22 protein-coding genes are annotated in these 24,907 nt (G+C 60.8%); 17 read left to right on the forward strand and 5 right to left on the reverse strand.

Annotated elements, in window-relative coordinates:
• Positions 1-67 precede the first annotated feature (67 nt).
• Positions 68-1,393: a sn-glycerol-3-phosphate ABC transporter substrate-binding protein UgpB gene (gene ugpB, locus JP75_RS10290; RefSeq protein WP_035082406.1), complete on the reverse strand. Its 1,326-nt coding sequence runs from the start codon at positions 1,391-1,393 to the stop codon at positions 68-70.
• Between the two features lie 284 nt (positions 1,394-1,677).
• Between ugpB and JP75_RS10295 the strand changes: the two genes are divergently transcribed.
• Positions 1,678-3,342, forward strand: a complete 1,665-nt coding sequence (locus tag JP75_RS10295) for a Na/Pi cotransporter family protein (protein WP_035082407.1) — start codon at positions 1,678-1,680, stop codon at positions 3,340-3,342.
• A gap of 102 nt (positions 3,343-3,444) precedes the next feature.
• Here JP75_RS10295 and JP75_RS10300 read toward each other — a convergent pair whose 3' ends face one another.
• A complete protein-coding gene (locus JP75_RS10300; RefSeq protein ID WP_051960574.1) occupies positions 3,445-3,927 on the reverse strand; it encodes an NUDIX hydrolase in 483 nt (160 codons plus the stop codon).
• Positions 3,928-4,211: 284 nt separating this feature from the next.
• On the opposite strand from JP75_RS10300, the gene JP75_RS10305 reads away from it, so the two are divergent.
• The 9 genes from JP75_RS10305 (at position 4,212) to JP75_RS10345 (ending at position 14,257) form a co-directional block, all read left to right on the forward strand.
• On the forward strand, positions 4,212-4,823 hold the full coding sequence (locus JP75_RS10305; protein ID WP_084587594.1) for a TetR/AcrR family transcriptional regulator: 612 nt from the start codon (positions 4,212-4,214) through the stop codon (positions 4,821-4,823).
• Positions 4,824-4,828: 5 nt separating this feature from the next.
• A complete protein-coding gene (locus tag JP75_RS10310) occupies positions 4,829-5,479 on the forward strand; it encodes a DUF4386 domain-containing protein (protein ID WP_035082408.1) in 651 nt (216 codons plus the stop codon).
• Positions 5,480-5,560: 81 nt separating this feature from the next.
• Entirely contained in the window at positions 5,561-6,514 is a 954-nt protein-coding gene (locus JP75_RS10315; protein WP_035082409.1) for a sugar-binding transcriptional regulator, read from the forward strand.
• A 191-nt stretch (positions 6,515-6,705) separates the two neighbouring features.
• The gene (locus tag JP75_RS10320) at positions 6,706-8,016 is read left to right on the forward strand and encodes an ABC transporter substrate-binding protein (protein WP_035082410.1); all 1,311 of its coding nucleotides are present in this window, start codon (positions 6,706-6,708) and stop codon (positions 8,014-8,016) included.
• A gap of 195 nt (positions 8,017-8,211) precedes the next feature.
• Positions 8,212-9,084, forward strand: coding sequence for a carbohydrate ABC transporter permease (locus tag JP75_RS10325; RefSeq protein WP_035082411.1), 873 nt, complete (start codon positions 8,212-8,214; stop codon positions 9,082-9,084).
• A gap of 13 nt (positions 9,085-9,097) precedes the next feature.
• A complete protein-coding gene (locus JP75_RS10330; RefSeq protein ID WP_035082412.1) occupies positions 9,098-9,928 on the forward strand; it encodes a carbohydrate ABC transporter permease in 831 nt (276 codons plus the stop codon).
• A 12-nt stretch (positions 9,929-9,940) separates the two neighbouring features.
• Positions 9,941-10,939 (forward strand): ABC transporter ATP-binding protein, encoded by a 999-nt coding sequence (locus JP75_RS10335; RefSeq protein WP_035082413.1) that lies wholly within the window; start codon positions 9,941-9,943, stop codon positions 10,937-10,939.
• 175 nt (positions 10,940-11,114) lie between these two features.
• On the forward strand, positions 11,115-12,590 hold the full coding sequence (locus tag JP75_RS10340) for a mannitol dehydrogenase family protein (protein ID WP_035082414.1): 1,476 nt from the start codon (positions 11,115-11,117) through the stop codon (positions 12,588-12,590).
• A gap of 80 nt (positions 12,591-12,670) precedes the next feature.
• The gene (locus JP75_RS10345) at positions 12,671-14,257 is read left to right on the forward strand and encodes an FGGY-family carbohydrate kinase (protein ID WP_035082415.1); all 1,587 of its coding nucleotides are present in this window, start codon (positions 12,671-12,673) and stop codon (positions 14,255-14,257) included.
• Here the strand turns inward: JP75_RS10345 and JP75_RS10350 are convergent.
• Positions 14,254-15,261 (reverse strand): LacI family DNA-binding transcriptional regulator, encoded by a 1,008-nt coding sequence (locus JP75_RS10350; protein WP_035082416.1) that lies wholly within the window; start codon positions 15,259-15,261, stop codon positions 14,254-14,256. The two genes, JP75_RS10345 and JP75_RS10350, sit on opposite strands and share 4 nt — an antisense overlap.
• Positions 15,262-15,469: 208 nt before the next feature.
• On the opposite strand from JP75_RS10350, the gene JP75_RS10355 reads away from it, so the two are divergent.
• The 7 genes from JP75_RS10355 (at position 15,470) to JP75_RS10385 (ending at position 22,558) form a co-directional block, all read left to right on the forward strand.
• Positions 15,470-16,792 (forward strand): alpha-L-fucosidase, encoded by a 1,323-nt coding sequence (locus tag JP75_RS10355; RefSeq protein ID WP_035082417.1) that lies wholly within the window; start codon positions 15,470-15,472, stop codon positions 16,790-16,792.
• A gap of 32 nt (positions 16,793-16,824) precedes the next feature.
• On the forward strand, positions 16,825-17,610 hold the full coding sequence (locus JP75_RS10360; protein ID WP_035082418.1) for a DUF4037 domain-containing protein: 786 nt from the start codon (positions 16,825-16,827) through the stop codon (positions 17,608-17,610).
• An 81-nt stretch (positions 17,611-17,691) separates the two neighbouring features.
• On the forward strand, positions 17,692-18,906 hold the full coding sequence (locus tag JP75_RS10365; protein WP_035082419.1) for an ABC transporter substrate-binding protein: 1,215 nt from the start codon (positions 17,692-17,694) through the stop codon (positions 18,904-18,906).
• Between the two features lie 63 nt (positions 18,907-18,969).
• The gene (locus JP75_RS10370) at positions 18,970-19,905 is read left to right on the forward strand and encodes a carbohydrate ABC transporter permease (protein WP_051960576.1); all 936 of its coding nucleotides are present in this window, start codon (positions 18,970-18,972) and stop codon (positions 19,903-19,905) included.
• Complete coding sequence (locus tag JP75_RS10375; protein WP_035082420.1) at positions 19,895-20,743, forward strand: carbohydrate ABC transporter permease; 849 nt, start codon at positions 19,895-19,897, stop codon at positions 20,741-20,743. The genes JP75_RS10370 and JP75_RS10375 overlap by 11 nt, the downstream gene beginning before the upstream one ends.
• A gap of 23 nt (positions 20,744-20,766) precedes the next feature.
• On the forward strand, positions 20,767-21,834 hold the full coding sequence (locus JP75_RS10380; RefSeq protein ID WP_035082421.1) for an ABC transporter ATP-binding protein: 1,068 nt from the start codon (positions 20,767-20,769) through the stop codon (positions 21,832-21,834).
• 166 nt (positions 21,835-22,000) lie between these two features.
• A complete protein-coding gene (locus tag JP75_RS10385; RefSeq protein ID WP_341872276.1) occupies positions 22,001-22,558 on the forward strand; it encodes a flavin reductase family protein in 558 nt (185 codons plus the stop codon).
• Positions 22,559-22,753: 195 nt separating this feature from the next.
• Here the strand turns inward: JP75_RS10385 and JP75_RS10390 are convergent, their stop codons facing one another.
• Together JP75_RS10390 and JP75_RS10395 are read right to left on the reverse strand one after the other, a co-directional pair.
• Positions 22,754-23,671: an ABC transporter substrate-binding protein gene (locus JP75_RS10390; protein WP_035082539.1), complete on the reverse strand. Its 918-nt coding sequence runs from the start codon at positions 23,669-23,671 to the stop codon at positions 22,754-22,756.
• A gap of 70 nt (positions 23,672-23,741) precedes the next feature.
• Positions 23,742-24,776: an LLM class flavin-dependent oxidoreductase gene (locus tag JP75_RS10395; RefSeq protein ID WP_035082422.1), complete on the reverse strand. Its 1,035-nt coding sequence runs from the start codon at positions 24,774-24,776 to the stop codon at positions 23,742-23,744.
• Positions 24,777-24,907 lie beyond the last annotated feature (131 nt).

Below are 24,907 nucleotides of genomic sequence, written 5' to 3' on the forward strand. Positions count from 1 at the left end.
AGAGGCCGAATGTCACTATGCCGGTTGGACCGCCCCAGCCTGTCCGGCCGGGGCGATCCGGGGAGGATCAGCTATTGGCGGCTTCGAAGTCGCGCAGGATCTGGTTGCCGCGCTCGACAGCAGCATCGAGCGCTTCCTTGGCCGACTTGCTGCCGGCGAGAAGGGCTTCGAATTCTTCGTCGACCACGGTACGGATTTGGGTCAGGTTGCCGAAGCGAACACCCTTGGAATTGGCCGTCGGCGTGCCGCGGGTGATCTGGTTGATGGCGACATCCGACCCCGGATTGGCTTCATAATAGCCCTGTTCCTTACCCAGCTCGTAGGCAGCGTTGGTGACCGGCAGGTAGCCGGTGAACTGGTGCCATCCTGCCTGGATTTCCGGGCTCGAGAGATAGGTGAAGAACTGGGCCACGCCCTTATAGACTTCCGGATCCTTGCCATTGAGGGCCCAGAGCGTCGCGCCGCCGATGATCGAATTCTTGGGATCGGTGGTCACGTCGTCATAATAGGGCAGGGGCGCGAAGCCGACCTCGAAATCCTTGGCATTGTTGATCACGCCAGCGCGCGAGGCCGAGGAGTTCATGTAGATGGCGCATTCCTGCGAATAGAATTTCGGCGGAGCGTCGGCGCCACCAACCGGGCCGCCATATTCGAACAGACCCTCATCGGCCCATTTCTTCAGGTTTTCCCAGTGCTTGGTCTGTACTTCGCCATTGAAGGTAAATTCGGTGCCGAGGCCGCCGAAGCCGTTTTCCAGCGTGCCGTAGGGCTGGTCGTGGATGGCCGAGAGATTTTCGAGCTGGATCCAGCTCACCCAGCCGGTAGTGAAGCCGCAGGGAGCGGCGCCCGATTCAACGATCTTTTTTGAGAATTCTTCGACTTCGGCCCAGGTCTTGGGCGCTGTTTCGCGGTCGAGACCGGCTTTTTCGAAAACGTCCTTGTTGTAATACATGATGGGCGTCGACGAATTGAACGGCATGGACAGGATGTTGCCGTCTGTATCCGAATAATAGCCCGTCACGGGAGCCAGGAAACCCGACGGGTCCCACGGTTCGCCATTGTCGGCCATGAGCTGGTAGACCGGATAGACGGCGCCCTTGGCGGCCATCATGGTGCCGGTGCCCACTTCGAAAACCTGTACGATGGCCGGCTGTTCATTCGCGCGGAAGGCGGCGATGGCGGCGGTCAGGGTTTCGGGATAGCTGCCCTTATAGGTCGGGATGACCTTGAACTCGGTTTGGCTGGCATTAAAGCCGTTGGCGATTTCCTCGAGCTTCTTGCCGAGCTCGGCGTCCATGGCATGCCACCATGCAATCTCGGTCTGTGCAGCGACCGGGGCGGCCGAAAGAACGGCAGCCAGGCCCGCAGACAGGAACAAAACGTTCTTGAACATTCTCACTCCCTTTATGTTTTGGCCGAGGCCTCCCCGCCTCGTGCTGTCCGAATTGGTAACAGCGGAACGCGCGTTTGCAACAGAAAAATGTTCAAATGAACATTTTGGATGGCGCGAATGATCAAGGTTGCATCGCAAACTGGTCCAAATTGCTTGATATCATTGGCTATGGACAATTTTTCTGATCACCAGATTTTGCACCCGATTGCATCGAGCTGTTGCGCCTCAACTGTTCATGTGAACATGATGGCGACTCGAAACAGAGCACGGGTAGGGGAGGCCTGATGTACTTCATCATCGTCCATCTGATGGCGGCCATCGTTCTCCTGCTCTGGGCCGTGCGCATGGTGCGAACGGCGGTGGAACGGGCCTATTCCGCCCAGCTCAAGCGCACCTTGGCTCATGCCGAGCGCAGCGCGCTTTCCGCCGCGACGGTCGGTACCGGCATGGCCGTGGCGCTGCAAAGTTCGACCGCAGTGGCCGCGCTGGCTTCCAGCTTCGCCTCGGGTGGACTTCTGGCGGGTAGCACGGGCCTGGCGCTGATGCTCGGCGCCTATTTCGGTTCTGCCCTCGTTGCCAGCGTTCTCTCTTTCGATCTGACGCTGCTCACCGCGCCGCTGATCATTTTGGGCGGCACGCTGTTCCTAAGAGCCAATGATCGGCAGATGAAACAGCTCGGCCGCATGATCCTTGGCGTCGCCTTCGTGCTGCTTTCACTTGAAATGGTGTCCGAGGCGACCGCGCCCTGGCGCGACAGCGAAGTTCTGGCCATGGCCATCGACTATCTGCGCGGCGACCCCTGGACCGGCTTTTTCGTTGCGGCCATCATCACCTGGCTCTCCTATTCCTCCGTCGCCAGCGTCCTCGTTATCATCACATTCGGTACGGCGGGCGTGATCCCCTTCGAGGTGGCGGCTGCCCTTGTGCTCGGCGCAAATCTGGGCGGCACGCTGATTGCCTTCGGCATGACCCGTGGCGCCGATGTGCGGGCCCGACGCATAGCGCTTGGAGCGCTGCTGTTCCGCGGTGGCGCGGCTATCGTCTGTCTGATCGTTATCGAGATTCTGCAGGTCCATACTCTGGGCCTGCCGGGCAATGTCGGCCAGCAGGCAAGCCTTTTTCACTCCGCCTTCAACTTTGCTGTCATGATCCTGGGGCTGCCGCTGGTCGGTCCTGCCTCGCGCCTCCTCGAGCGCTTTGTCGGCGAAAGTGCTGCTGACGAGACGGCCGATCTCGCCCGTCTCCGGCGGCCGGCTCTTGCTACGGCCAGCCATGGCAATGTTGACGCGGCCCTTGCCAGCGCCACGCGCGAACTCTTGCGCATGAGCGAAATGGTGGAGGTGATGCTACAGCCGGCGATGGAAATCCTGAGGGGCGGCGATAAGACAGCCATCCGCCGGGTCAAGGCGTTGGAGCCCGAAGTCGACCGCGCCAATGCCTCGATCAAGCTTTTCCTTTCCCAACTCGACTGGGACAAGATGGATGAGGGTCAAGTGAGCCGCGCGTCCGACCTCAGTACCTTCGCCATTGGGCTCGAGCAGGCCGGCGACATCATCGCGCGACAATTGCTGCGGGTCGCCGATCAGCTCTCCGAGCGTCATCTCACCTTTTCGCCGCAAGGCTGGGAGGAGTTGCAGGATCTGCATGTCAGGGTTTTGGGCAATCTGCAGCTCGCGCTCAATGTCCTTGTCTCCGAAGACATCGAATCCGCGCGTCAGCTCGTCGCCGAAAAGGACGCCATAGGTGTTCTGGAGCGCTCCAGCATGAACCAGCATTTTGCGCGCCTGCGCAAAGGCGACCCAAACAGTTTTGAGACCAGCGAGCTGCACCTGCAGACGGTGCGGTCGCTCCGTCACATCAATTCGCTGCTGTGCGGGGTCGCCTATTCGATCCTGAGCGAGCAGGGCGAACTGCTCGGCTCAAAGCTTGCGAGAAGTCCGGGCCAATAAGGCGCCGGGGCGAGGACGGTTTCGAGTTTGGCCGGAGACTATCTCGCTCACGCTGAAATCCTGGCGCACCGCTAAAGCAAATATTCGCGCAAGATTTGTTCGTTAAAGCGCGATCGCCCGCGGCTGGCCCATCTGGGAAAGCGTCACGCGGCCGGCCGCCAGGTTGGCGAGAAAGCGCGAAAGATCTGGTTCGTGGGCGGCTTCCGCCGCTTCGTTCGGTGACATCCAGCGGCGCTGGCGCTGGCCTTTTTCTTTCCAGTCTTTGCGCTCGCGCGTGACTTCGAGCGGGAAGATCACGGCCTGGCCGGGCGTGCTCGATCCATCACTGAAAAGCTTGGAATAGCGATAGGAGCCAACGGCCTGCGCGTCGACACGGCCTTCGACGCCGGCTTCTTCGAGGGCTTCCTGGCGGGCCGAGTCGGCCTCGCTAAGGCCCTTCATCGGCCAGCCCTTGGGCAGCATCCATTTGCCATTGGTGCGCGAAGTGATGAGCAATACCGAAATCGAGCCGTCATCCTCCCGCCGCCATGGCAAAGCGGCGACCTGGTGGCACAGAGCAGAACGGGCGGGCGCGGTATTCGCCATGAAGGTTCCCAGAACGGCATCGACTCATACTCAAATAGAGTGCGCCGCATTGCGGGAAAAGGCAATGCACACGTGTTCAATTTGTACGTTTGTGACGCATTTGCGCCTCTGGGGTGGCTTTCGGTGCCTTAGTGACCGCGTGCGCATAAGATCCGCTCGGTCGAGTACGGAACCCCCAATCCGTCAGCCTCAAAATTCAACTAGAGCAATTGCTCCAAATTTGCTTGACGCCAGATATCGTGCGTTCTATTTGGTCTGGAGTAAATACTCTAAACGGTGTCGTTATGGCTGAGAAACCGCGGAAAACGGGTCGACAGGGAACGCGCGAGCAATTGCTCGATGTGGCCCTGGCGCTCTTCAATGAACGGGGCAGCGCAGATGTCACCACCAATCAGATCGCCGAGGCGGCTGGCCGCAGTCCCGGCAATCTTTATTATCACTTTCGCGATCGCGAAGAGATCGTCCGCAACCTCTTTAGCCGGCTCGTTGGCCGCTGGGCGGAAGTCTATGCGTTGCCAGAGGGCAGGGCGCCCGATCTCAGTGATATCGAACGCATGCTTGCCGGCAACTTCGCCGCCCTTTGGGAATATCGCTTCATCTATCGCGACCTGCCGACGCTACTGCACCGCGACGAAATCTTCCGCCGCGCCTATGCCGAAACCCGCGCTGCCGGCTTTGCCAACTTTCGGAAGCTTCTCGCCTATTTCGCCGAGGCGGGGCTGATCCATCCGCCGGCATCGGGCGAGGACGCCGAAGAGCTTGCGAGCCTCTTGTGGCTCATCGGCGACTACTGGCTGCCCTTCGTGGAAGCAGGCAATGACGACTTGACCAAACAAAAGCTCGAACAAGGCATTGCGCTCTTCCGGCGCGTGCTCAAACCCTATCTCAGGACATAACCGAAATGACCACGCTTCAGCGTTTTACCGGGCTCGCGATGATCGCGGTGCCCGTGATGTTCATGGCCGCCTTTACGGCCCTGCAAATGACTTTCGACTATCCCGGCATCCTACGCCAACCGGCAAGCGAGATTCTGGCTGGCTTCAGCGCCGGCGGAGCAGGGCTGCTTGCTCTGTGGTATGTCTTCATGCTCTCCGCCCTGGCCTTTATTCCGGTCGGCGTGCTGAGCGGCCTGTGGCTCTGGGAACGCAATCAGGCGGCGGCCGCCTTTGCCGCGACTTTCGGCATTCTGGCCGGGCTCGTGCAAGGAATGGGGCTGTTGCGCTGGGTTATCCTGGTGCCGAGTCTGGCGCAAGACTCTGCTGATCCGGCGGTTACGCAAGCCGTCTTCGATGCCTTCCATCTCTATGCTGGTGCCGGCATAGGCGAGCATTTTGGCTATCTCTTCACCGCGCTCTGGACCATTTCGGTCGCCGCTGCGCTCTGGCATTCGCATCGCCTGGTCGCCGGGATCGGCACGGTTCTCGCCCTCGGTGTGCTCGCCGGCATGGTAGAGCCTTTTGGGTTTGCCTTGGCCGGGATTATCAATGCGGCTGCCTATACGCTCTGGGCCGTGTGGCTAGTCGCGCTCGGCATCATCATCCTGCGCGAATGATCATTCAGGGCTTTTTCCATCGATCGCGCTTGCGGCCTTGCCCCCCTTGGCCATATCGCTAGAGGCAAAAGGTGACGACACATGGCTGCGCGACAAGAGAACACTGCGACCCGGCTTGACGATGCCGCCCGCGCCGGCTGGCTCTACTATGTCGCGGGCAATACGCAGGAAGAGATCGCCGCCAAGATGGGCATTTCGCGCCAGTCGGCGCAGCGGCTCGTCTCGCTCTCGGTCAGCGAGGGCCTGATCAAGGTTCGTCTCGACCACCCCATTGGCCGTTGCATGGATCTTGGTGCGCGCCTCAAATCGCGTTTTGCGCTCGATCTTGTGGAGGTGGTGCCCTCTGATCCTGCGAGCGACTCCACGACGATCGGGGTTGCCGAGGCCGGTGCCGCCGAGATCGAGCGCTGGCTGGTGCGGCCTGAGCCAATCACCATGGCCATCGGTACCGGCCGGACGCTGAAAGCGGCGATCGAGCAGATCCAACCCATGGAATGCCCACAGCACAAAGTCGTGTCGCTCACCGGCAATATCGCGCCAGATGGTTCGGCTGCCTTCTACAACGTCATTTTCAACGTCGCGGATACGGTGAAAGCCCGCAGCTTTCCCATGCCCCTGCCGGTTATCGCTTCCTCCGCGGCCGAGCGCGAAATGCTGCACCGGCAGCCAATGATCAAGGCGACGGTAGCTCTCGCCGCCGAGGCCAATGTCACCTTTGTGGGTATCGGCGATCTCGGCCCCAAGGCGCCGCTCTTGCTCGACAATTTCATTTCCGAAGCCGACCACAAAATGCTGCAAAAGGCCAATGCGGTGGGGGAAATCTGCGGCTGGTGCTTTGATGCCGAAGGGAGGCTCATCGAGGGCCTTATCAATGATCGCGTGGCCTCGGCGCCCATTCCGTCGCGTGAATCGAGCCTCGTCGTCGGCCTCGCCATGGGGCGTCACAAAGCTCCGGCCATCCGCGCCGCACTCAATCGGCGCCTCGTCAACGGCGTCATTACCGACGAACGCACGGCCGAGTCGCTGCTGGCTTAGAGACTGAGCAATCGCCCGGCACAATTGCATTTTGCTTAAGCCTTGTCGGTACTGGCTTTCCTGAATTCTCCCTAATGTGAGGTACGTGCCGCACGATGTCGACACGTTCCCCCTATTGACATATTTGCTCCGTCAGTGAACATTTGCTCATGAACGGAGCAAATACCCGCTTCGTCCTTGGGAGGACTTCAATGAAACTGACACCCCTTTTCGTGGGCGCGATGACGCTTGCCCTCATTGGCTCGGCCTCGGCGCAGACGCTGACCATCGCAACCGTGAACAATGGCGACATGATCCGCATGCAGGGTCTGTCCAGTGCTTTCACCGAAGAAACCGGCATCGAGCTCAACTGGGTCGTGCTGGAAGAAAATACGCTACGCCAGAACGTCACGACCGACATCGCGACCAATGGCGGTCAGTACGACATCATGACCATCGGCACCTATGAAGCGCCGATCTGGGCCAAGCAGGGCTGGCTGAAGCCGCTCGATGGCCTTGCTGCCGATGCTGAATACGATGTCGATGACCTGCTCCCCGCCATCCGCGGCGGCCTCTCGGTCGATGGCAAGCTCTATGCGGCCCCGTTCTACGGCGAGAGCTCCTTCATCATGTATCGCACCGACCTGATGGAGAAAGCCGGCCTCACCATGCCGGAAGCCCCGACCTGGGAATTCATCGGCGAAGCAGCCCGCGCCATGACCGATCGAGCCAACGACATCAACGGCATCTGCCTCCGTGGCAAGGCCGGCTGGGGCGAAAACATGGCCTTCCTCACGGCGATGTCCAACTCCTTCGGCGCCCGTTGGTTCGACGAAAACTGGAAGCCGCAGTTCGATTCCGAGCAGTGGAAGAACACGCTCGATACCTATCTCTCGCTGATGGCCGATGCCGGCCCGGCCGGTGCCTCTTCCAATGGTTTCAATGAAAATCTGACCCTCTTCCAGCAGGGCAAGTGCGGCATGTGGATCGACGCTACCGTCGCCGCATCCTTCGTCACCAACCCCAATGACTCGACCGTCGCCGATAAGGTTGGTTTCGCCCAGGCACCGGACAACGGCCTTGGCAAGCGCGGCAACTGGCTCTGGGCCTGGTCCCTCGCCATCCCGGCATCGTCGCAGAATGCCGAGGCTGCCGAGCAGTTCATTAACTGGGCGACCAGCAAGGATTACCTCGCCACCGTTGCTGAAAAGGAAGGCTGGGCCAACGTTCCCCCGGGCACCCGTACCTCGCTCTACGAAAACCCGGACTACCAAGCCGCTGCGCCTTTCGCCGCCATGACCCTGGCGTCGATCAATTCGGCTGACCCGAACAATCCGACTGTCGATCCCGTGCCCTATGTCGGTGTGCAGTTCGTGGCCATTCCCGAGTTTGCCGGTATCGGCACCAATGTTGGCCAGCTCTTCTCTGCCGCTCTTGCCGGCCAGATGTCGGCTGCCGACGCCCTGGCCCAGGCCCAGGACGCAACCACGCGCGATATGACCCGCGCTGGTTACATCAAGTAGACCTCCCGACGACTGCCGCCCGACCGATTGATCCCCTCTATCGGCCGGGCGGATTTTTCCACCAATTTTCCGAAGACCTCATGGTGAGCCTGTCGAACCACGAGGTCGGGCATGCAGAAGACCGAGTGCCACGCCCTCGCCCTTCGACAAGCTCAGGATGAGGTCTACTGGAACTTCCTTCGCCGCGAGGAAAGAATGGCCACCAAACAAACTCGCGCCTTGGCGCGCACCATGATGGCGCCGGCTGTCGTAGTGCTCTTCATCTGGATGATCGTGCCACTGGTCATGACCCTGTGGTTCTCGTTCCAGAACTATAGCCTCATCAATCCGATGATGACGGGCTTCGCCGGCTGGGCCAACTATGTCTATGTCATCGGTGACCCGAGCTTCACCCAGTCGCTGATCAATACCTTGCTGCTGGTTGGCGGTGTGCTTGTCATCACCATCGTCGGCGGCACCTTCCTCGCGCTGCTTCTCGATCAGCCGATCTGGGGGCAGGGGATCCTGCGTATCCTCGTCATCTCCCCCTTCTTCGTCATGCCGCCCGTTGCGGCGCTGATCTGGAAGAACGGCTTCATGCATCCGGGCTACGGCATGCTCGGGCACCTCTGGAAATTCTTCGGCCTGCAGCCGGTCGATTGGTTCAACCAATATCCGCTGTTTTCGGTCATCGTCATCGTCGCCTGGCAGTGGCTGCCTTTCGCGACACTGATCCTGCTCACGGCTCTGCAGTCGCTCTCGGAAGAGCAGCGCGAAGCTGCTGAAATGGATGGCGCCAATGCGGTCAACCGCTTCCGCTACATCATCCTGCCGCACATGGCGCGGGCGATCACCATCGTCATCCTGATCCAGACGATCTTCCTCCTCGGCATCTTTGCCGAAATCCGTGTCACAACCGGCGGCGGCCCCGGCTATGCCTCGACCAATATCGCCTTCCTCGTTTTCCGCACCGGTATCCTCAGCAACGACATCGGCGCTGGTTCAGCGGGTGGTGTGGTGGCCGTCATCATCGCCAATATCGTCGCCATCTTCCTGATGCGCGCCGTCGGCAAGAACCTCGACGCTTAGGGAGAACGGAACCATGGCCCGCCGCGTCTCGACTTCCACCAAAGTTGGCTTCACCGTCCTCGCCTGGGCGGTGGCCCTGCTGATCTTCTCGCCGATCCTCTGGACCGTGCTGACCGCCTTCAAGACCGAGGCTGAAGCCATCGCCGCCCAGCCGACCTTCTTCCCGCAGAATTTTACGCTCGAGAATTTCGGCGCCGTCCAGGATCGGTCGGACTATTTCAAGCACGCGATCAACTCGATCATCGTGTCCTTTGGCTCCACTATTCTGGGCCTGATCATCGCCATCCCCGCCGCCTGGTCCATGGCGTTTGCGCCGTCGAAGCGCACCAAGGACATCCTGATGTGGATGCTCTCCACCAAGATGATGCCGGCCGTCGGTGTCCTGATCCCGATCTACCTGATCTTCCGCGACCTGAGGCTGCTCGACACCGTGCATGGCCTGACGTTGATCATGACCCTGATCAACCTGCCGATCATCGTCTGGATGCTCTACACCTATTTCAAGGAAATCCCGGTCGATATCCTCGAAGCCGCCCGCATGGATGGCGCCGAGCTTTGGAACGAAATCGTCCACGTTCTCGTGCCCATGGCCGTGCCTGGCATCGCCTCGACCCTCTTGCTCAACGTCATTCTCGCCTGGAACGAAGCCTTCTGGACGATCACGCTGACCTCGGGCCGCGCCGGTACCTTGACCGCCTTCATCTCATCCTTCTCGTCGCCGCAGGGCTTGTTCCTCGCAAAACTCTCCGCCGCCTCGCTCCTCGCCATTGCCCCGATCCTGCTGCTCGGCTGGTTTAGCCAGAAACAGCTTGTCCGCGGCCTGACGTTTGGCGCAGTGAAGTAAAAGGACCAAAAAATGGGTTCCATCACCCTCGAACACGTCAACAAGTCCTTCGGTGAAGTCGAGATCATTCCCGACATTTCGCTCGATATCCGCGACGGCGAATTCGTCGTCTTCGTCGGCCCTTCTGGCTGCGGCAAGTCCACGCTGCTCCGCCTGATCGCCGGACTCGAAGACACGACTTCGGGCACAATTCTGCTCGATGGGCAGGACGTCACCGATGCGCCACCCGCCCGGCGCGGCCTCGCTATGGTCTTTCAATCCTACGCGCTCTACCCGCATATGAGCGTCAGGGACAACATCGCCTTCCCGCTGAAAATGGCAAAACTCCCGCAGGACGTGATCGACCAGAAGGTCGACTATGCCGCGCGCACCCTGAACCTTGCCTCGTATCTCGACCGTCGTCCGCGCGCCCTGTCCGGCGGCCAACGCCAGCGTGTCGCCATCGGCCGCGCTATCGTGCGCGAACCCAAGGCCTTCCTTTTCGACGAACCCTTGTCCAACCTCGATGCCGCTCTTCGCGTCAACATGCGTCTCGAAATCACCGAACTGCACCAGCAGCTCAAGACGACCATGATCTACGTGACCCACGACCAGGTCGAAGCCATGACCATGGCCGACCGCATCGTGGTGCTCAATGCCGGTAATGTCGAACAGTTTGGCTCGCCACTCGATCTCTACAAGAAGCCCGCCAACCGCTTCGTCGCCGGCTTCATCGGCTCGCCCAAGATGAACTTCGTCGATGGCCCCGAGGCCGCCAAACACAATGCCCATTCCATCGGCGTGCGCCCCGAGCACTTCAAGCTTTCGACCACCGAAGGCGCCTGGAAGGGCACGGTGGGCGTCGCCGAACAGCTCGGCTCCGACACCTTCCTCCACGTCCAGACCGATGGCCTCGGCCTCATGACGATCCGCACCGACGGCGATCAGACTTTTAGGCACGGCGACGTGGTCTGGCTTACGCCCGACCCCACCCGCATCTACAAGTTCGATGCTGCAGGCAAGGCGATCTGATTATGCGCGACGCTGCCCCCTTCGTCGTCATTACCGGGCTTGTCCCGGTAATCCATCTGGCGGCAAGTTGCGGTGCCGTTTCCCTTCCACCGGGTCATTCCCGCGAAAGCGGGAACCCCTGTTTTCCTTCAACGGAGGTTCCCGCTTTCGCGGGAATGACTCCGGGACTTAAGCCATGACCACCAAGCTCTCCGCCGCCAATCTCGACGCCATCACATCCGCCGCGGTCCCACATTACCGCCGCGCCGATCTCACTCCGGGCATCGTCCATTTCGGCGTGGGCAATTTTCATCGCGCGCATCAGGCCGTCTATCTCGACGCGCTGTTCAATCTGGGCGAGGGCCGCGACTGGGCCCTTATCGGTGCCGGCGTGCGCGAGACCGACGAGGCCATGCGCCAGAAGCTCATGGGTCAGGATTTACTAACGACCGTGGTCGAGCAGGAGGCTGACTCGAGCTCTGCTCACGTCACCGGCGTGATGATCGACTATCTAGAACCCGGCGATAGTGCAGCCATCATCGCCAAGCTCGCCGACCCGGCCATCCGCATCGTCTCACTGACGATCACCGAGGGCGGCTACTATATCGACCCGGCGAGCCAGAAGTTCGATCCCAAGCATCCTGACATCGCCTATGACGCTAAGCATTTTGACGCGCCTAAAACTGCCTTCGGCCTCATCCTCGCCGGCCTCGTTGCGCGGAAAAACGCCGGCCTGCAGCCATTCACCGTCATGAGCTGCGACAACATTCCGGGCAATGGCCACGTCACTGAAAACGCCGTCGCCGGCCTCGCCGCCCTCATCGATCCCGCGCTCGCCGCCTGGGTGAAATCCTCGGTCGCTTTCCCGAATGGCATGGTCGATCGCATCACCCCCGCGACCTCCGATCGCGAGAAGAAACTCCTCGCCGACAATTTTGGTATCGACGACGCCTGGCCGGTCTTCTGCGAAAACTTCAAGCAGTGGGTGCTCGAAGACAATTTCCCCGCCGGTCGTCCGGCCCTGGAAAAGGTCGGGGTGCAGTTCGTTAGCGATGTTGCGCCCTATGAGCATATGAAGATCCGTATCCTCAATGGCGGCCACGCGACCATCGCCTATCCGGCCGGCTTGATGGATATCCACTTCGTCCATGAGGCGATGGAAAATCCGCTCGTCGCCGCATTCCTCAAAAAGGTCGAGACCGAAGAGATCATTCCGGTCGTGCCGCCGGTGCCCGATACCAACCTCAATGACTATCTCGCGCTCTGCGAAAAGCGCTTCGCCAATCCCAAGATCGGCGACACCATTCGGCGTCTGTGCCTCGATGGCTCCAATCGCCAACCGAAGTTTATCATTCCCTCGGCCTTGGATAGGGTCAACGCTAACAGTCTGCTAACCGGACTGGCACTTGTGAGCGCCCTTTGGTGTCGCTATTGCTACGGCGCGACCGACAGCGGCGCGGTGATCGAACCGAATGATCCGAACTGGGATCGCCTCACGGCCCAATCGAAGAAAGCCAAGGAAAATCCGGCCGCCTGGCTCGAAATGAGCGACATTTACGGCGAGCTTGCCAGGGCCCCAACCTTCATCGCCGCCTTCACCAAGTCCTTGAATTCTCTGTGGACGCAGGGGACTAAGGCCACGCTCGAAGCTTATCTCGCTGATCGACTTTAGCGAGATGGCTCGGGCGTGGCCCCTAGCTCATCGCCACGCCTTCCGCTAAGGTCCCGCCGGGACCGAGAAGAGAGGGCGGCGTGTCGCAAAACCTCCTGGTGGGAGTGGATGTAGGAACCGGCAGTGCCCGGGCCGGCGTATTCACGCGTGATGGCAAACTATTGGGCCGCCACGAAAATCCGATCCTGATGCGGCGCACGGACGCCAACTTTGCTGAGCATGACAGCGAGGATATTTGGTCCGCCGTCTGCCTCGCCGTCCGCGCCGCCATGGCCGAAGCCAATGCCGACCCCGCCGATGTCGTCGGCATCGGCTTCGACGCCACTTGTTCCCTCGTCGTCCGCGATGCCCAAGGCGCTCCCGTCACCGTCTCGAAAGACGGAGAAGATCGTTGGGATACAATAGTTTGGCTCGATCACCGGGCGCTCGAAGAGGCCGATGAATGCACCCGCACGGGCCATGAAGTGCTCCATTATGCCGGCGGCGTCATGTCCCCGGAAATGGAAGTGCCCAAGCTCATGTGGCTCAAGCGTAATCTGCCCAAAAGTTGGGCCCGCGCTGGCCAGATGTTTGATCTTGCTGATTTTTTATCCTGGAAAGCCACTGGCTCGCTCGCGCGGTCGCAGTCGACCCTGACCTGCAAATGGACCTATCTCGGCCACCGCACCCCCGGCTGGCAGCGGGACTTTCTGGAACTGATCGGCCTCGGCGATCTAGTTGAAAAGGCTGCGCTTCCTGACGTAGCGAGCCCTGTCGGCGATGACCTAGGTCCGCTGACCGAAGCCGCCGCCGCCCAGCTCGGCCTCACCACCAATTGCCATGTCGGTGCGGGTCTCATCGACGCCCATGCCGGGGCGCTTGGTGTCCTCGGCGCTTTCGCGCCTCACGTCGACACAATCGACCGCCATCTAGCGCTGATTGCCGGAACATCGAGCTGTGTCATGGCTTTATCGGCAGAAGATCGCCCGACGACCGGCGTTTGGGGGCCGTATTTCGGCGCCGTATTGCCGGGAGTCTGGCTCAATGAGGGTGGTCAGTCGGCAACTGGGGCACTGCTCGATCATATCATCCGCTGGCATGGGGCGGGGGGTGAGCCGACGCGCGAGAGGCACCTGGCGATTTGTCGTCGGGTCATGGAATTGCGCGAGGTTGAGGGACTCTCCCTCGCTAATCGCTTGCATGTATTGCCAGATTTCCATGGCAATCGGTCGCCGTTGGGCGATCCGTTTGCGCTCGGCGTGATTTCGGGGCTGACGCTCGACAGCGATTTCGACTCGCTCTGCCGTCTCTATTGGCGCACCTGCGTTTCGATTGCGCTGGGTGTTCGGCATATTCTTGAGACGCTGAACACGCGTGGTTATGCGATCGATACGCTCCACATCACCGGCGGGCACACGAAAAATCCTTTGCTGATAGAGCTTTACGCCGACGCCACCGGCTGTACGGTGGTGGAGCCTTCGACGCCGGATGCGACCCTTTTGGGTATGGCCATGGTGGCGGCGAATGCGGCGGGAATCTATTCGAGCCTCGATCAAGCCTGCCTTGCCATGCAGCAGGGTGGCACGTCGCGGGCGCCGAATGCGGCGGCGCGGGGGCAGTTTGATCGGGATTATCGGATTTTCCTGGAAATGCTGAAGCAGCGGCAGGCCATCGACGCGATGGACTAAATCCGGCGGCAGGAGTTTCCCGGGACGAATTTCGGTGCAAGAACAAAGTCTTGCGGGGGCTCGCTAGCGGCATGGGGATCGGTGATCCGGTGCAGCAGGCGGCGAGCGATGATGTTGCCGAGCTGGAGTGTGTCCTGCACCACCATGGTGATGCGCGGGGTGATGACGCTGCTCCATTGCACGTTATCGATCATGGCCAGAGAGATGTCATCCGGGCACGAAAACCCCAGCTCTTGCATGGCTTGGAGTGCCGCTAATGCTACCGCATTGTTAGCACCGAGAATGGCCGTTGGCCGTTCTGGTTGAATGAGGAGACGCATGGCGGCTTCGTAGCCGGCAGAGCGGGTGAATTGGCCGTCCACGACGTAGTTGGGGTTCACCTCTACCCCGGCGCTAGCCATGGTTTCGACGAAGCCGCGATAGCGTTCGGACGCGGTGTGCATGTGCTGCGGACCGGCGATGAAGGCGATGCGGCGGTGGCCGAGTTGCAGGAGGTGTTCTGTGAGCATGGCGCCGGCGAGGAAGTTATCGGAGCCGACGAAGTCGCGCTCTATGCCGGCGACCTTCTGGTCGAAGCAGACCATCGGGACTTTGATGGACTCCACGAAATTCACATAGTCGGGGCCGAAGCTCGAGGGGGCGAGGGCGAGGCCGGCGATCTTGAGGCCGATCAGGTGCTCGATGAGGTCGCGTTCGCGATCGGTCTTGCCCGAGGAGTCGGTGATGAGAACGAAGTGCTCGTGTTCGAGCGCGTAGTTCTCGAGCTCGCGGCGGATGTCTCCGAAGAAGGGGTTACCTACATTGCCGACGACGAAGCCGATCATGCGGCTGCGGCCTCGGGCGAGGCTCTGGGCTAGTGGGTCGGCGACATAGCCGACCGCGGTGGCGGCGGCGCGGATTTTCTCAAGCGTGCGGGGACTGACCCTTCCCGGACTGCTGAAGGCCAAAGAGACTGTCGAAACAGACACTTCGGCGATTTTGGCGACATCTCTGATCGTTGCCATCGGCTTTTTCGAACCGCTTCTATGCCTCACACATTAGGCTGAGGCACGCTCCTCATTAACATTTCTCCAGCGATACCTAGCATTTGCTGCGTTTCGTGCAACGAGAATATTACTTCTGCGGGCCGGCATTTGCAGGGGTTGACATCTAGCCTGCATGATTCAAGGATAATGATCGAACCGGTTCGATAAAGTCGGTAAGGAGGATGAATTGGATAGCGCGCATACAATCAGCGGCAGTGCAGGCGTGGCGGATGGCAAAGCCTGGTTCCCACAAGACCGGTTTGGCATGTTCATTCACTTCGGGCTCTATGCCCTCGCTGCCCGCCATGAATGGGTGCAGCACCGTGAAGAGATTTCGCCCGAGAACTACCGGAAATATTTCGAGAATTTCGATCCGGATCTTTACGATCCCAAGGAATGGGCGCGCCGGGCGCGCGAGGCGGGGATGAAGTATGTGGTGCTGACCGCAAAGCACCATGAAGGCTTCTGTCTCTGGGACAGCAAGTTCACCGACTACAAGGCGACCAATACGCCCTATGGCAAGGATCTGCTGACGGCCTATGTCGAAGCGTTCCGGGCCGAAGGGCTCAAGGTCGGCTTCTACTATTCGCTGATCGACTGGCACCATCCGCAGTTCCCGATAGATGGCATTCATCCGCTGCGCAATCACCCCGATGCGATCGAGATGAACAAGAGCCGCGATGTCCGGCACTATGCCGAATATATGCGCAACCAGGTGACGGAACTGCTGACCGGGTTTGGCGAGATTTCGGTGATCTGGTTCGATTTCTCCTACCCCAACCGCGAATATCGCGGCATGCCGGGCAAGGGGCGCAATGACTGGGAAAGTGAAGAGCTGATCGGTCTGGTGCGCAAGCTGCAGCCCAATATTATCGTCGGCGATCGTCTGGACCTGCCGACCGATGGCAATTTCCCCAAGGACCTGGCGACACCGGAGCAGTACACGCCGCGCGTGGCGCCGACCATCAACGGCCAGCCGGTGCGCTGGGAAGTGTGCCACACGCTGTCCGGCTCCTGGGGCTATCACCGCGACGAGGGTACCTGGAAGGATGAGGGGCAGCTCATCAATATCCTCGTCGATACCGTGGCGCTGGGTGGCAACCTGCTGATGAATGTGGGGCCAACGGCTCGCGGAACGTTCGACGCGCGTGCCAATAAGGCGCTGGCCACCTATGGCGAATGGATGGATGTCAATTCGCGCTCGATCTACGGCGCTGGCCCATCCGAGTTCAAGGCGCCGAACGGCACCAAGTTCACCCAGAAGGGGAACCGCCTCTATCTGCACCTGCAGAACTGGCCGTTCCGCCACGTCCATATCGAAGGGCTGGGGCGCAAGGTGAAATATGCGCAGTTCCTGCATGATGCGAGCGAGATCCACTGGCTCGATCCGGATGCCGAGGTCGACTCCAATATCGGCGTCGCCGTCGGCGATGGCATTCTCACTCTGGAACTGCCTGTACTGAAGCCGGATGTGGTTTCGCCCGTCGTCGAATTGATCCTCAAGGATTGAGCGGGGTTCAGACCAGAAGACCGGCTAGCACCATGAACCAGGAAGCCGAGCTCATTGCAGCGATGGCACCGCTCATTGCGGACTTGGCCGAGAACGGCAGGGGCGCAGTCGCCCTTGCCGGATCACGCGGCAAGGGTCGTGCGGATGCGCAGTCGGACTATGACTTCCGCGTCTATGCCGATGCCTATCGCGGGCCGGATATCGAAAGCACGCCGCAGTGGCGCCGGTTTGAAGAAACCATGCGCCATTGGGAAGAGAAGGGCTTTCGCATGGATGGGGTCTGGATGCGCTCCTATGCGGGGGTGCATCGCGACCTTGCCGCCTGGATTGACGGCGCGCCGGTCGACAAGAGCTTTGAGTGGACCATCTGGGGCTACCACCTGCCGACCGATCTTGCCAACCAGCAGATCGTTGCCGATCCCGACGGCGTGCTGGCCGGCTGGAAGGCGCAGTTGGTCTGCTATCCCGAGGCGTTGCGAGCGGCCGTACTGCGCCAATATCGCGAAATCCTCGCCTATTGGGCGCAGGACTATCACTACGAAAGCAAGGTGGAACGGCGGGACCTGGTGTTCCTCGTGGGGCTCAGCGGCAAGCTTGCCAATGCGATCCTGCAAGTCGTCTTCGCCTTTAACCGCGTCTACTACCCCGGCGACGGCTGGAACCTGCCTATGGCGGCAGAGCTCAAGCAACTGCCGCCGGACTTTATCCCGCGCATGACACAGATGCTTGAGCCGGGCGGCGATGCCGATGCCTGGCGGCGGCAGCGCGCCGAATTCATCGCCATGGTTCAGGACCTGGAGGTGCTAATCGCGGCTTGAAAGGGCCGTCAGCCGGAGCCCCAAGAACTCCGGAACGACCGAACTTACCCATCAACCTGTAGTTACTGAGGAGAGACTACCGTGAAACTGACAACCGTTTTGGCTGCCGCGTTCCTTGCGAGCAGCGCCTTTATTGCAACCGTCCAGGCCCAAGAGCAGGTGAACCTGACCTGGCAGATGTGGGGCGACGAAAAGGATGCCCCGCTCTGGCAGAGTCTGGCTGACCTTGTGACCGCCGAATATCCAAATATTACCGTCACCCCGCAAATCTCGGGCTGGACCGACTATTGGACCCGTCTGCCGGTGCTGGCTTCGTCCGGCCAAATCGCCGATCTCGTTGCGATGCAGTCCATGCGCATGCCGAGCTTCTATTCCATTCTCGAGCCGCTCGATGCGCACTTTGCTTCCGATGGCTTCGATGTTTCCGCGTTCGAAACCTCGATCATTGCCGGCCTCGGCCATGACGGCACGCAATACGCGCTGCCCTATGACGTCGGCCCGTGGCTGGTCTATTACAACCGCGACCGTTTCGCCGAAGCCGGCGTTGCCGAGCCAGCACTCGACTGGACCTTTGACGACTTCAAGGCAGCGGCCCAGAAGCTCACCGAAGGCGAGAACTATGGCTATGCCGTGCAGGCCTTCGACTTTGTCGCTGGCCCGGTGGCACTCGGCGCGGAATATTTCAACGACAGCAACCAGTTCGACGTGACCAATGCCGGCTATGCAGCAGCGGTTGGCAAGTTCGTGGATCTCGTCGCCGTCGACAAGACCTCGCCGGTCTTTGCTTCAGGTGCTGGCGCCATCACCGGCAGCGGTCGTTTCGCGGCCGGCAATGCGGCCATGTATATCGACGGGCCGTGGGTGCTGCAGCAGACCAAGGACAGCGTCGACTTCAATATCGGCGTCGCTCCGCTGCCGCGCGGCGAAGGGGAATCGCGGTTCATTACCGCCGGTTCGGGCTGGGGTATTTCGGCGACCAGCCAGCACAAGGAAGAAGCCTATAAGGCGCTGCAGGTTCTCACCGGCCCGAAGGCCGCGGAAATCCTCGCTTCGGCCGGTCGTGCACTGCCGGGTCGCCTGGCCGAGCAGAAGTTCTGGTATGATGTGGCGGCCAAGGATGTGGCCGGCACCCATGAAGTGCTCGACTACATGTTTGCCCATTCGACCCCGTTCCGCCTCAACGAGTACTGGAACGAGTTCGAAAACCTGATCACCCAGTATATGCCGCTTGCGCTCAACGGCGACAGCACCACCGACGCTGTGCTGGCCGATATTCAGAACCAGCTTCCGTTCTAAGCGAATAGCGCCCGGCCGATTGAACCCGGCCGGGTCTCTTCCACTGCCAGACGGGAGGAGCCCATGGCGGCGATTGAAGACGTAAGCGGACCAACCAGCCGAACGCGCTCGCGCTGGGGCAGCCGTCTCGACAGGCGGGAGGGGCGGACAGCCTTCTTCTTCCTGCTGCCAGGCCTTATCGGCATGGTGCTGTTTCTGGTGGTGCCGATCATCGCCTCGGTGGTGCTGAGCTTTACCAACTGGAAGCTGCTCGGCACGCCGCAATTCGTGGGCATTTCCAACTATGTCCGACTTTTTACCGCCGACCCGCAATTCTGGCCGGTGCTTCGAAACACGCTGTTCTTCACCGCCGAATATCTGGTGCTGAACATCGTCATCTCATTGGGGCTGGCAGTTTGGATATCCAGCCTCAAGATGGGACAGCGATGGTTCCGGGTGGTCTTTTTCCTCCCGACCTTCACCCCCGGCATCGCTGTCGCCATCGTCTGGATGTTGATCTTCGCGCCGGGCGGGTTCTTCGACTTCATCATGCGCTCGGTCTCGATTGCGATGCCGAGCATGCTGACGGACCAGACGCTGGCCATGCAGGCGATCATCATCGTCTCGCTCTGGGCGGGCGTCGGGTACAATACGGTGCTGTTCAACGCGGCGCTCGACATGGTGCCGCAGAGCTATCTCGAAGCGGCGAGGATCGATGGCGCCAATGCCTGGCAGCGGTTCTGGAAGATCAGGCTGCCGCTGATTTCACCGACGCTGTTTTTTGGCACGGTGATGACGGCGATCACCTCGCTCCAGGTTTTCGACCAGATCTACGTGATGACACGCGGTGGGCCGGGCAATGCCACGGCGACGCTGGGCTATGCGATCTATCAGCGCGGCTTCCAGAATTTTCAGATGGGTTATGCCTCGACTATCGCCTGGGTGATGTTTGCCATGATCATGGCGCTCACCGCCGTGCAGTTCTGGCTCCAGCGCAAGTGGGTGCACTATGACAACTAAGTCTCGTACGCGATTTTCCCTAGCGCTCGATATTCTCAATCATGGTGGCCTGCTTATTGTCGCGCTGATCTTCCTGTTCCCGTTCTTCTGGATGGTGACCAATGCGGTGCGCAGCAATGCCGAGGTCATGGCCTATCCGGTGCGCATCCTGCCGCATGTGTTCGAATGGGATAATTTCGCCAAGGCCTGGACGCAGTTGCCGTTTGGGCGGTTTTTCTTCAACAGCCTCTTTGTCGCCTCGAGCGTAACTGTCATCACCGTGATCGTGTCGTGTCTTTCGGGTTACGCCTTTGCGCGGTTGAAATTTCCGGGACGCGATGCGCTGTTGATGGCGTATCTGGGTACGCTGATGGTGCCGGCGATCATGCTGATCATTCCGCTGTTCCTGATCGTGAACAGCCTCGGCATGGTCAACACTTTCCAGGGCGTCATCCTTCCGGTGGCCTTCGGGACTTTTGGGGCCTTTCTGATGCGGCAGTTCTTCCTCTCCATTCCGATGGAGTTGGAAGAGGCGGCGCGGATCGACGGGGCTTCGCGGCTGCGCATTCTCGTCAGCATCATCGTGCCGTTGTCGATGCCTGCCATTGGGCTGTTGTCGCTGTTCACGTTCATTGGGCAGTGGAACAATTTCCTCTGGCCGCTGATCGTGATGACCGGATCGGACAATGCGACGCTGCCGGTAGGCCTGACCTATTTCCAGACGCAGCAGGGCACGCAGTGGAATTTCATCATGGCGGGCGCGGCGCTTTCCATGTTGCCGGGCGTGTTCCTCGCCATCCTGCTGCAAAAGCTCATCTACAATTCCATCGCCCTCAATGCGGGCATGGGCGGCCGCTAAGGCGCTCAGATAAGGAGGCCGAGATGGCCAGTGTTACCATTCGCAATGCGGTGAAAGCCTATGGTCCCATGCAGGTGTTGCACGGTGTTTCCGTGGCGGCGCGGGACGGGGAGTTCGTCGTGCTGGTCGGGCCTTCGGGTTGTGGCAAATCGACCTTGCTGCGCATGATTGCGGGGCTCGAGAGCATCACCGATGGGGAGATCGATATCGGCGGGCGCGTGGTCAACGAGCTCGAGCCGAAGGAACGCGACATCGCCATGGTGTTCCAGAGCTACGCGCTCTATCCGCACATGACCGTGCGGGACAATATGGCGTTTTCGCTAAAACTCTCTCGCAAGAGCAAGCAGGAAATCGAGAACGAGGTGCGGCGCGCGGCGGAGATTCTGGCGCTGGAGCCGCTGCTCGATCGCTATCCGCGGCAGCTTTCGGGCGGGCAGCGGCAGCGCGTGGCCATGGGGCGCGCCATCGTGCGGCATCCGGCGGTGTTCTTGTTCGATGAGCCGCTGTCGAACCTTGACGCCAAGCTGCGCGTGCAGATGCGCGGCGAGATCAAGGCGCTGCATTCCCGGCTCAAGGCGACGATGATCTATGTGACCCACGACCAGATGGAGGCCATGACCATGGCGGACCGGATCGTGGTCATGCGGGCCGGGAAGATCGAGCAGATCGGCTCGCCGCTTGAGATTTATGACCATCCGGCCAATAGCTTTGTTGGTGGGTTCATCGGCTCGCCGTCGATGAATTTTGTCGATGGAACGGTGGTCGAAGAGGGCGGGCGGCTGGTGCTGCGCGATGTGAGCGGGACGCTCTGGCCGCTGGGCGAAAAGGCGCGGGCCTACGTCGGGCGGTCGGTGCAGATCGGGGTTCGGCCGGAGCATATTCGTGTGATCGAGGGCGGTATTGCGGCCTCTGTGCTGAATATCGAACCGACCGGCTCGGAGACGCATTTGCAGGTCGAGGTGAACGGCCAACCAATCGTGGTTGTGGTGCATGACCGGCTTGCCGCCGCGGTGGGTGCTTCCATCGGGATCGCAGCAGACCCCGATCGCGTCACACTTTTCGACCAGCAGACGGGCGTGCGGCTGAGCTGAACATGGGTCTCGGTTTAGTCTATAGAATTAGTAGATATAAATTTCCCTCTGATAGCGTGGGGAGGGAAAGCGTTCTCCCCCGCGCTCTCCCGCGTTCTGGCAGCTGAAGTTAGTCTTTCTCCCAGGCTTTGCGTCCTTGCATTGGCGCGGGATAGGAGAACTGACGGTGTCGATTGTCGATTTTGCAAATTATGCGCCGGTTCGGCAGGCGTCTGAAACGGTAGATGCGTCGGCTTTCAAGCAGGCCATGCGCAATCTTGCTGGCGCGGTGAGTGTCATTACTGTGGGTACGGGAGAAAATCGGACAGGGTTTACCGCGACTTCGGTGTCCTCTTTCTCCGCTGAGCCACCGACTGTTTTGGTCAGTCTCAATCGCGGTTCCTCGTCATGGAACGTGTTGCGAGAGTCCGGTTCATTTGCGGTCAACATCCTTACCGACGGACAGTCGGCAATCGCCGATCGGTTCGCGGGGCGCGGCGGTATCAAGGGCAATGATCGCTATGTCGGTTGGGAATGGAATCGGCTCGATAGCGGCAATCTCGGGCTCAAGAGTGCCGTCGCGGTGATCGACTGCGAACTGGACGAAGCCATCGAGCGGCATTCGCATGCGATCGTGCTGGGCCGGGTGCGGTCGGTGGAACTGTCGACGGACCTGCAGCCGCTACTCTATTGGCGCGGGCAGTATCAGCAATTGCTGCCCACGCTCGATCCGTTTCAGAGCTAATTCTTAGTCTCTTTCGTTGAATGCCCCGGTGCCGATGGCGCCGGGGCATTTTGTCGTCCTGGGCATCCGTGTCATCCCCGCTTTCGCGGGAAGGACACCGTGGATGGGGACTAGAATTGAGGTTGCGCCTCACCAAAAAAAGGCCGGCGCACGAGTGTGAGCCGGCCCAGTGGGGAAGGTGATGACTGGAAAAGATCAGGTCTTGGGCAGGCCGGGCGGGTTGGTCTGCGAGGTTTCGACGGCTTCGGCGGCGATGTTCCAGCGTTCGAGGCTCTGGGCGTAGAGGCCGTTTTCGATCAGGCCATTGATGGCGATCGTGATGGCATCGGCAATGCCCGAACCCTTGCGGGTGGTGGCGGCGATTTCGGCCTTCACCGGCCAACCGCCGCTCTGCACGCCCACCAGGCGCGTGTCGCCTGTGACGGCGGAGGAATAGGAGAGGGTCGGGTTGGGGTTGAATTCGACGTCAGCGCGGCCGGACTGGATGGCGAGGGTGCTGGCGGCGGAGTCGTCGTAATACTGGACTTCGATAGGGGCGAGGTCGGCTTCCTTGTTCAGGCGATCCCATTCGAGGATGATCTTTTCCTGATTGGTGCCGGCGCCGGTGATCACCTTCAGGCCCGCGATATCCTTGGGTTCGGTGATCGACTGGATGGGGCTATCATTGCGGACATAGAAGCCCAGAACGTCCTGACGGTAGCTCGAGAAATCGAACTTTTCCTTGCGCTCTTCGGTGACGGTGACGTTGGAAAACACCGCGTCAAACTTGCCCGAGCTGACGCCCAGCGGCCAATCGGCCCAGGCCGTGGCAACGAGATTGAGTTCGAGGCCGAGCGAGTCGGCGACCAGCGAGGCGAGATCCGGGTCGAAGCCGACAAGCGCCTGATTGTCGGTGGCGTAGGTGGCGATCGGCGGATCCCAGGGGGAGACTGCAACGGTGAATTTCCCGTCGGCAGCGAACTTGTAGTCGGCCGGGATGGCGGCGATGGCGGCCTCGTTGCGTTCGGCCTTGAGGCGGCCGGGCTGCTCGGGGCTGAGGTCGAACTCGGCGGCGTGGGCCGCGCTGGCAAGCGCCAGAAGGGCGACGCCGGTGAGGAGGGATTTGAGTGTCATGTCGTCTTCCTTGTCCAAAGGGATGCGCTAGGGAGGAGGCTCCAGCGTCGCGCGGGCGCCGGAGCGAAGGTCATTCGGCGGCCAGCGGCGGCGCAGCCTTGGCCTGCCAGCCAAGAGCGGGGGCGATGCGGGTGATGGTGTCGGTGAGGATCTGTTCGTATTCCGCGCGTTTGAACTCGTAGGGGAGTTCGAGGCGCAGTTCGGAGACAAGCGGCAGGACCGGGTCATCGAGCAGCCATTCGACGATCTGTTCGGCGGGGCCGACGAGATCGCGTGGGAAGAGGGTGCGGCGCTCGCCTTGGGGCTTGAAGGTGCGTTCGAGGCGCGAGGCGGCATAGGCCTCGTAGCGGGCGATGCGCGAGGGCGGCGCGGAATCCGTGGGGACGATGACGCGGCCGAGGGCGACGCGGGCTGGTCGGCCATTGAGGGCGTCGCGCCAGGTATTGATGAGATTGACCTGGGCGGTGTGGAAATCGTCGGTGCCTTCGCCGGAAATGACATTGCCGGTGAGGAGATTGAAGCCGTTCTCGCCGGCCCAGCGGGCGGAGCGCTGTGAGCCGCCGCCATACCAGAGGCGGTTGACGAGACCCTCGGCATGGGGCTGGAGGCGGGGGCGCTGCGGGCCGAAGGGCGTTGCGACGAATGTTTCGTCGTCGCCGAGATAGTCGCCGCTGAGATTGTCGCGAAAGCGCTTGATGCGCTCGTGGGTGAGGTCGTGCTGCGTCCAATCGCCGTCGTGGATCAGGTGGGCGATCAGATGGCTGTGGAGCGGGACGCCGGCGCTGAGGCCGACATTGAGGCGGCCGCGCGAGAGCACGTCGACCATGGAGAGGTCTTCCGCGAGGCGGAATGGGCTTTCATAGCCGATCTGGATGACGGCTGAGCCGAGCTGGATGCGGCTCGTGCGTTGGCTCGCAGCAGCGAGGAAGACAGCGGCAGAGCCGATGCCGGGTTCGAGATGCCGCTGGCGAACCCAGGCGCCGTCAAAGCCCAGCTTTTCGCCGAAGGCGATGAGGTCGAGCGTTTCGTCTATGCCGGCGAAGGGAGCGGCGTTGTCGAAATTGCCGGGGGTGAGAAAGGCGATCTCTTTGATGTGCTGGGTCATTGACTTGGTCCGAAGAAAGGTGCGCGGGCGGGACAGGGGAGGAGGGAGAACACCGCCCGCGCAACGACCAACCGACATTCAGCTGATGCCGGCCTGCAAATGCCGACTTTCTGCGCTTCCGGTGCTCACGT

It is taken from the genome of Devosia riboflavina, from assembly GCF_000743575.1.
GTDB classification, from domain to species: domain Bacteria; phylum Pseudomonadota; class Alphaproteobacteria; order Rhizobiales; family Devosiaceae; genus Devosia; species Devosia riboflavina.

Coding starts and splice junctions, on each gene's coding strand:
- ugpB (WP_035082406.1), bottom strand. CDS start 1,393: ATGTTCAAGAACGTTTTGTTCCTGTCTGCGGGCCTGGCTGCCGTTCTT.
- JP75_RS10295 (WP_035082407.1), top strand. CDS start 1,678: ATGTACTTCATCATCGTCCATCTGATGGCGGCCATCGTTCTCCTGCTC.
- JP75_RS10300 (WP_051960574.1), bottom strand. CDS start 3,927: ATGGCGAATACCGCGCCCGCCCGTTCTGCTCTGTGCCACCAGGTCGCC.
- JP75_RS10305 (WP_084587594.1), top strand. CDS start 4,212: ATGGCTGAGAAACCGCGGAAAACGGGTCGACAGGGAACGCGCGAGCAA.
- JP75_RS10310 (WP_035082408.1), top strand. CDS start 4,829: ATGACCACGCTTCAGCGTTTTACCGGGCTCGCGATGATCGCGGTGCCC.
- JP75_RS10315 (WP_035082409.1), top strand. CDS start 5,561: ATGGCTGCGCGACAAGAGAACACTGCGACCCGGCTTGACGATGCCGCC.
- JP75_RS10320 (WP_035082410.1), top strand. CDS start 6,706: ATGAAACTGACACCCCTTTTCGTGGGCGCGATGACGCTTGCCCTCATT.
- JP75_RS10325 (WP_035082411.1), top strand. CDS start 8,212: ATGGCCACCAAACAAACTCGCGCCTTGGCGCGCACCATGATGGCGCCG.
- JP75_RS10330 (WP_035082412.1), top strand. CDS start 9,098: ATGGCCCGCCGCGTCTCGACTTCCACCAAAGTTGGCTTCACCGTCCTC.
- JP75_RS10335 (WP_035082413.1), top strand. CDS start 9,941: ATGGGTTCCATCACCCTCGAACACGTCAACAAGTCCTTCGGTGAAGTC.
- JP75_RS10340 (WP_035082414.1), top strand. CDS start 11,115: ATGACCACCAAGCTCTCCGCCGCCAATCTCGACGCCATCACATCCGCC.
- JP75_RS10350 (WP_035082416.1), bottom strand. CDS start 15,261: ATGGCAACGATCAGAGATGTCGCCAAAATCGCCGAAGTGTCTGTTTCG.
- JP75_RS10360 (WP_035082418.1), top strand. CDS start 16,825: ATGAACCAGGAAGCCGAGCTCATTGCAGCGATGGCACCGCTCATTGCG.
- JP75_RS10370 (WP_051960576.1), top strand. CDS start 18,970: ATGGCGGCGATTGAAGACGTAAGCGGACCAACCAGCCGAACGCGCTCG.
- JP75_RS10375 (WP_035082420.1), top strand. CDS start 19,895: ATGACAACTAAGTCTCGTACGCGATTTTCCCTAGCGCTCGATATTCTC.
- JP75_RS10380 (WP_035082421.1), top strand. CDS start 20,767: ATGGCCAGTGTTACCATTCGCAATGCGGTGAAAGCCTATGGTCCCATG.
- JP75_RS10390 (WP_035082539.1), bottom strand. CDS start 23,671: ATGACACTCAAATCCCTCCTCACCGGCGTCGCCCTTCTGGCGCTTGCC.
- JP75_RS10395 (WP_035082422.1), bottom strand. CDS start 24,776: ATGACCCAGCACATCAAAGAGATCGCCTTTCTCACCCCCGGCAATTTC.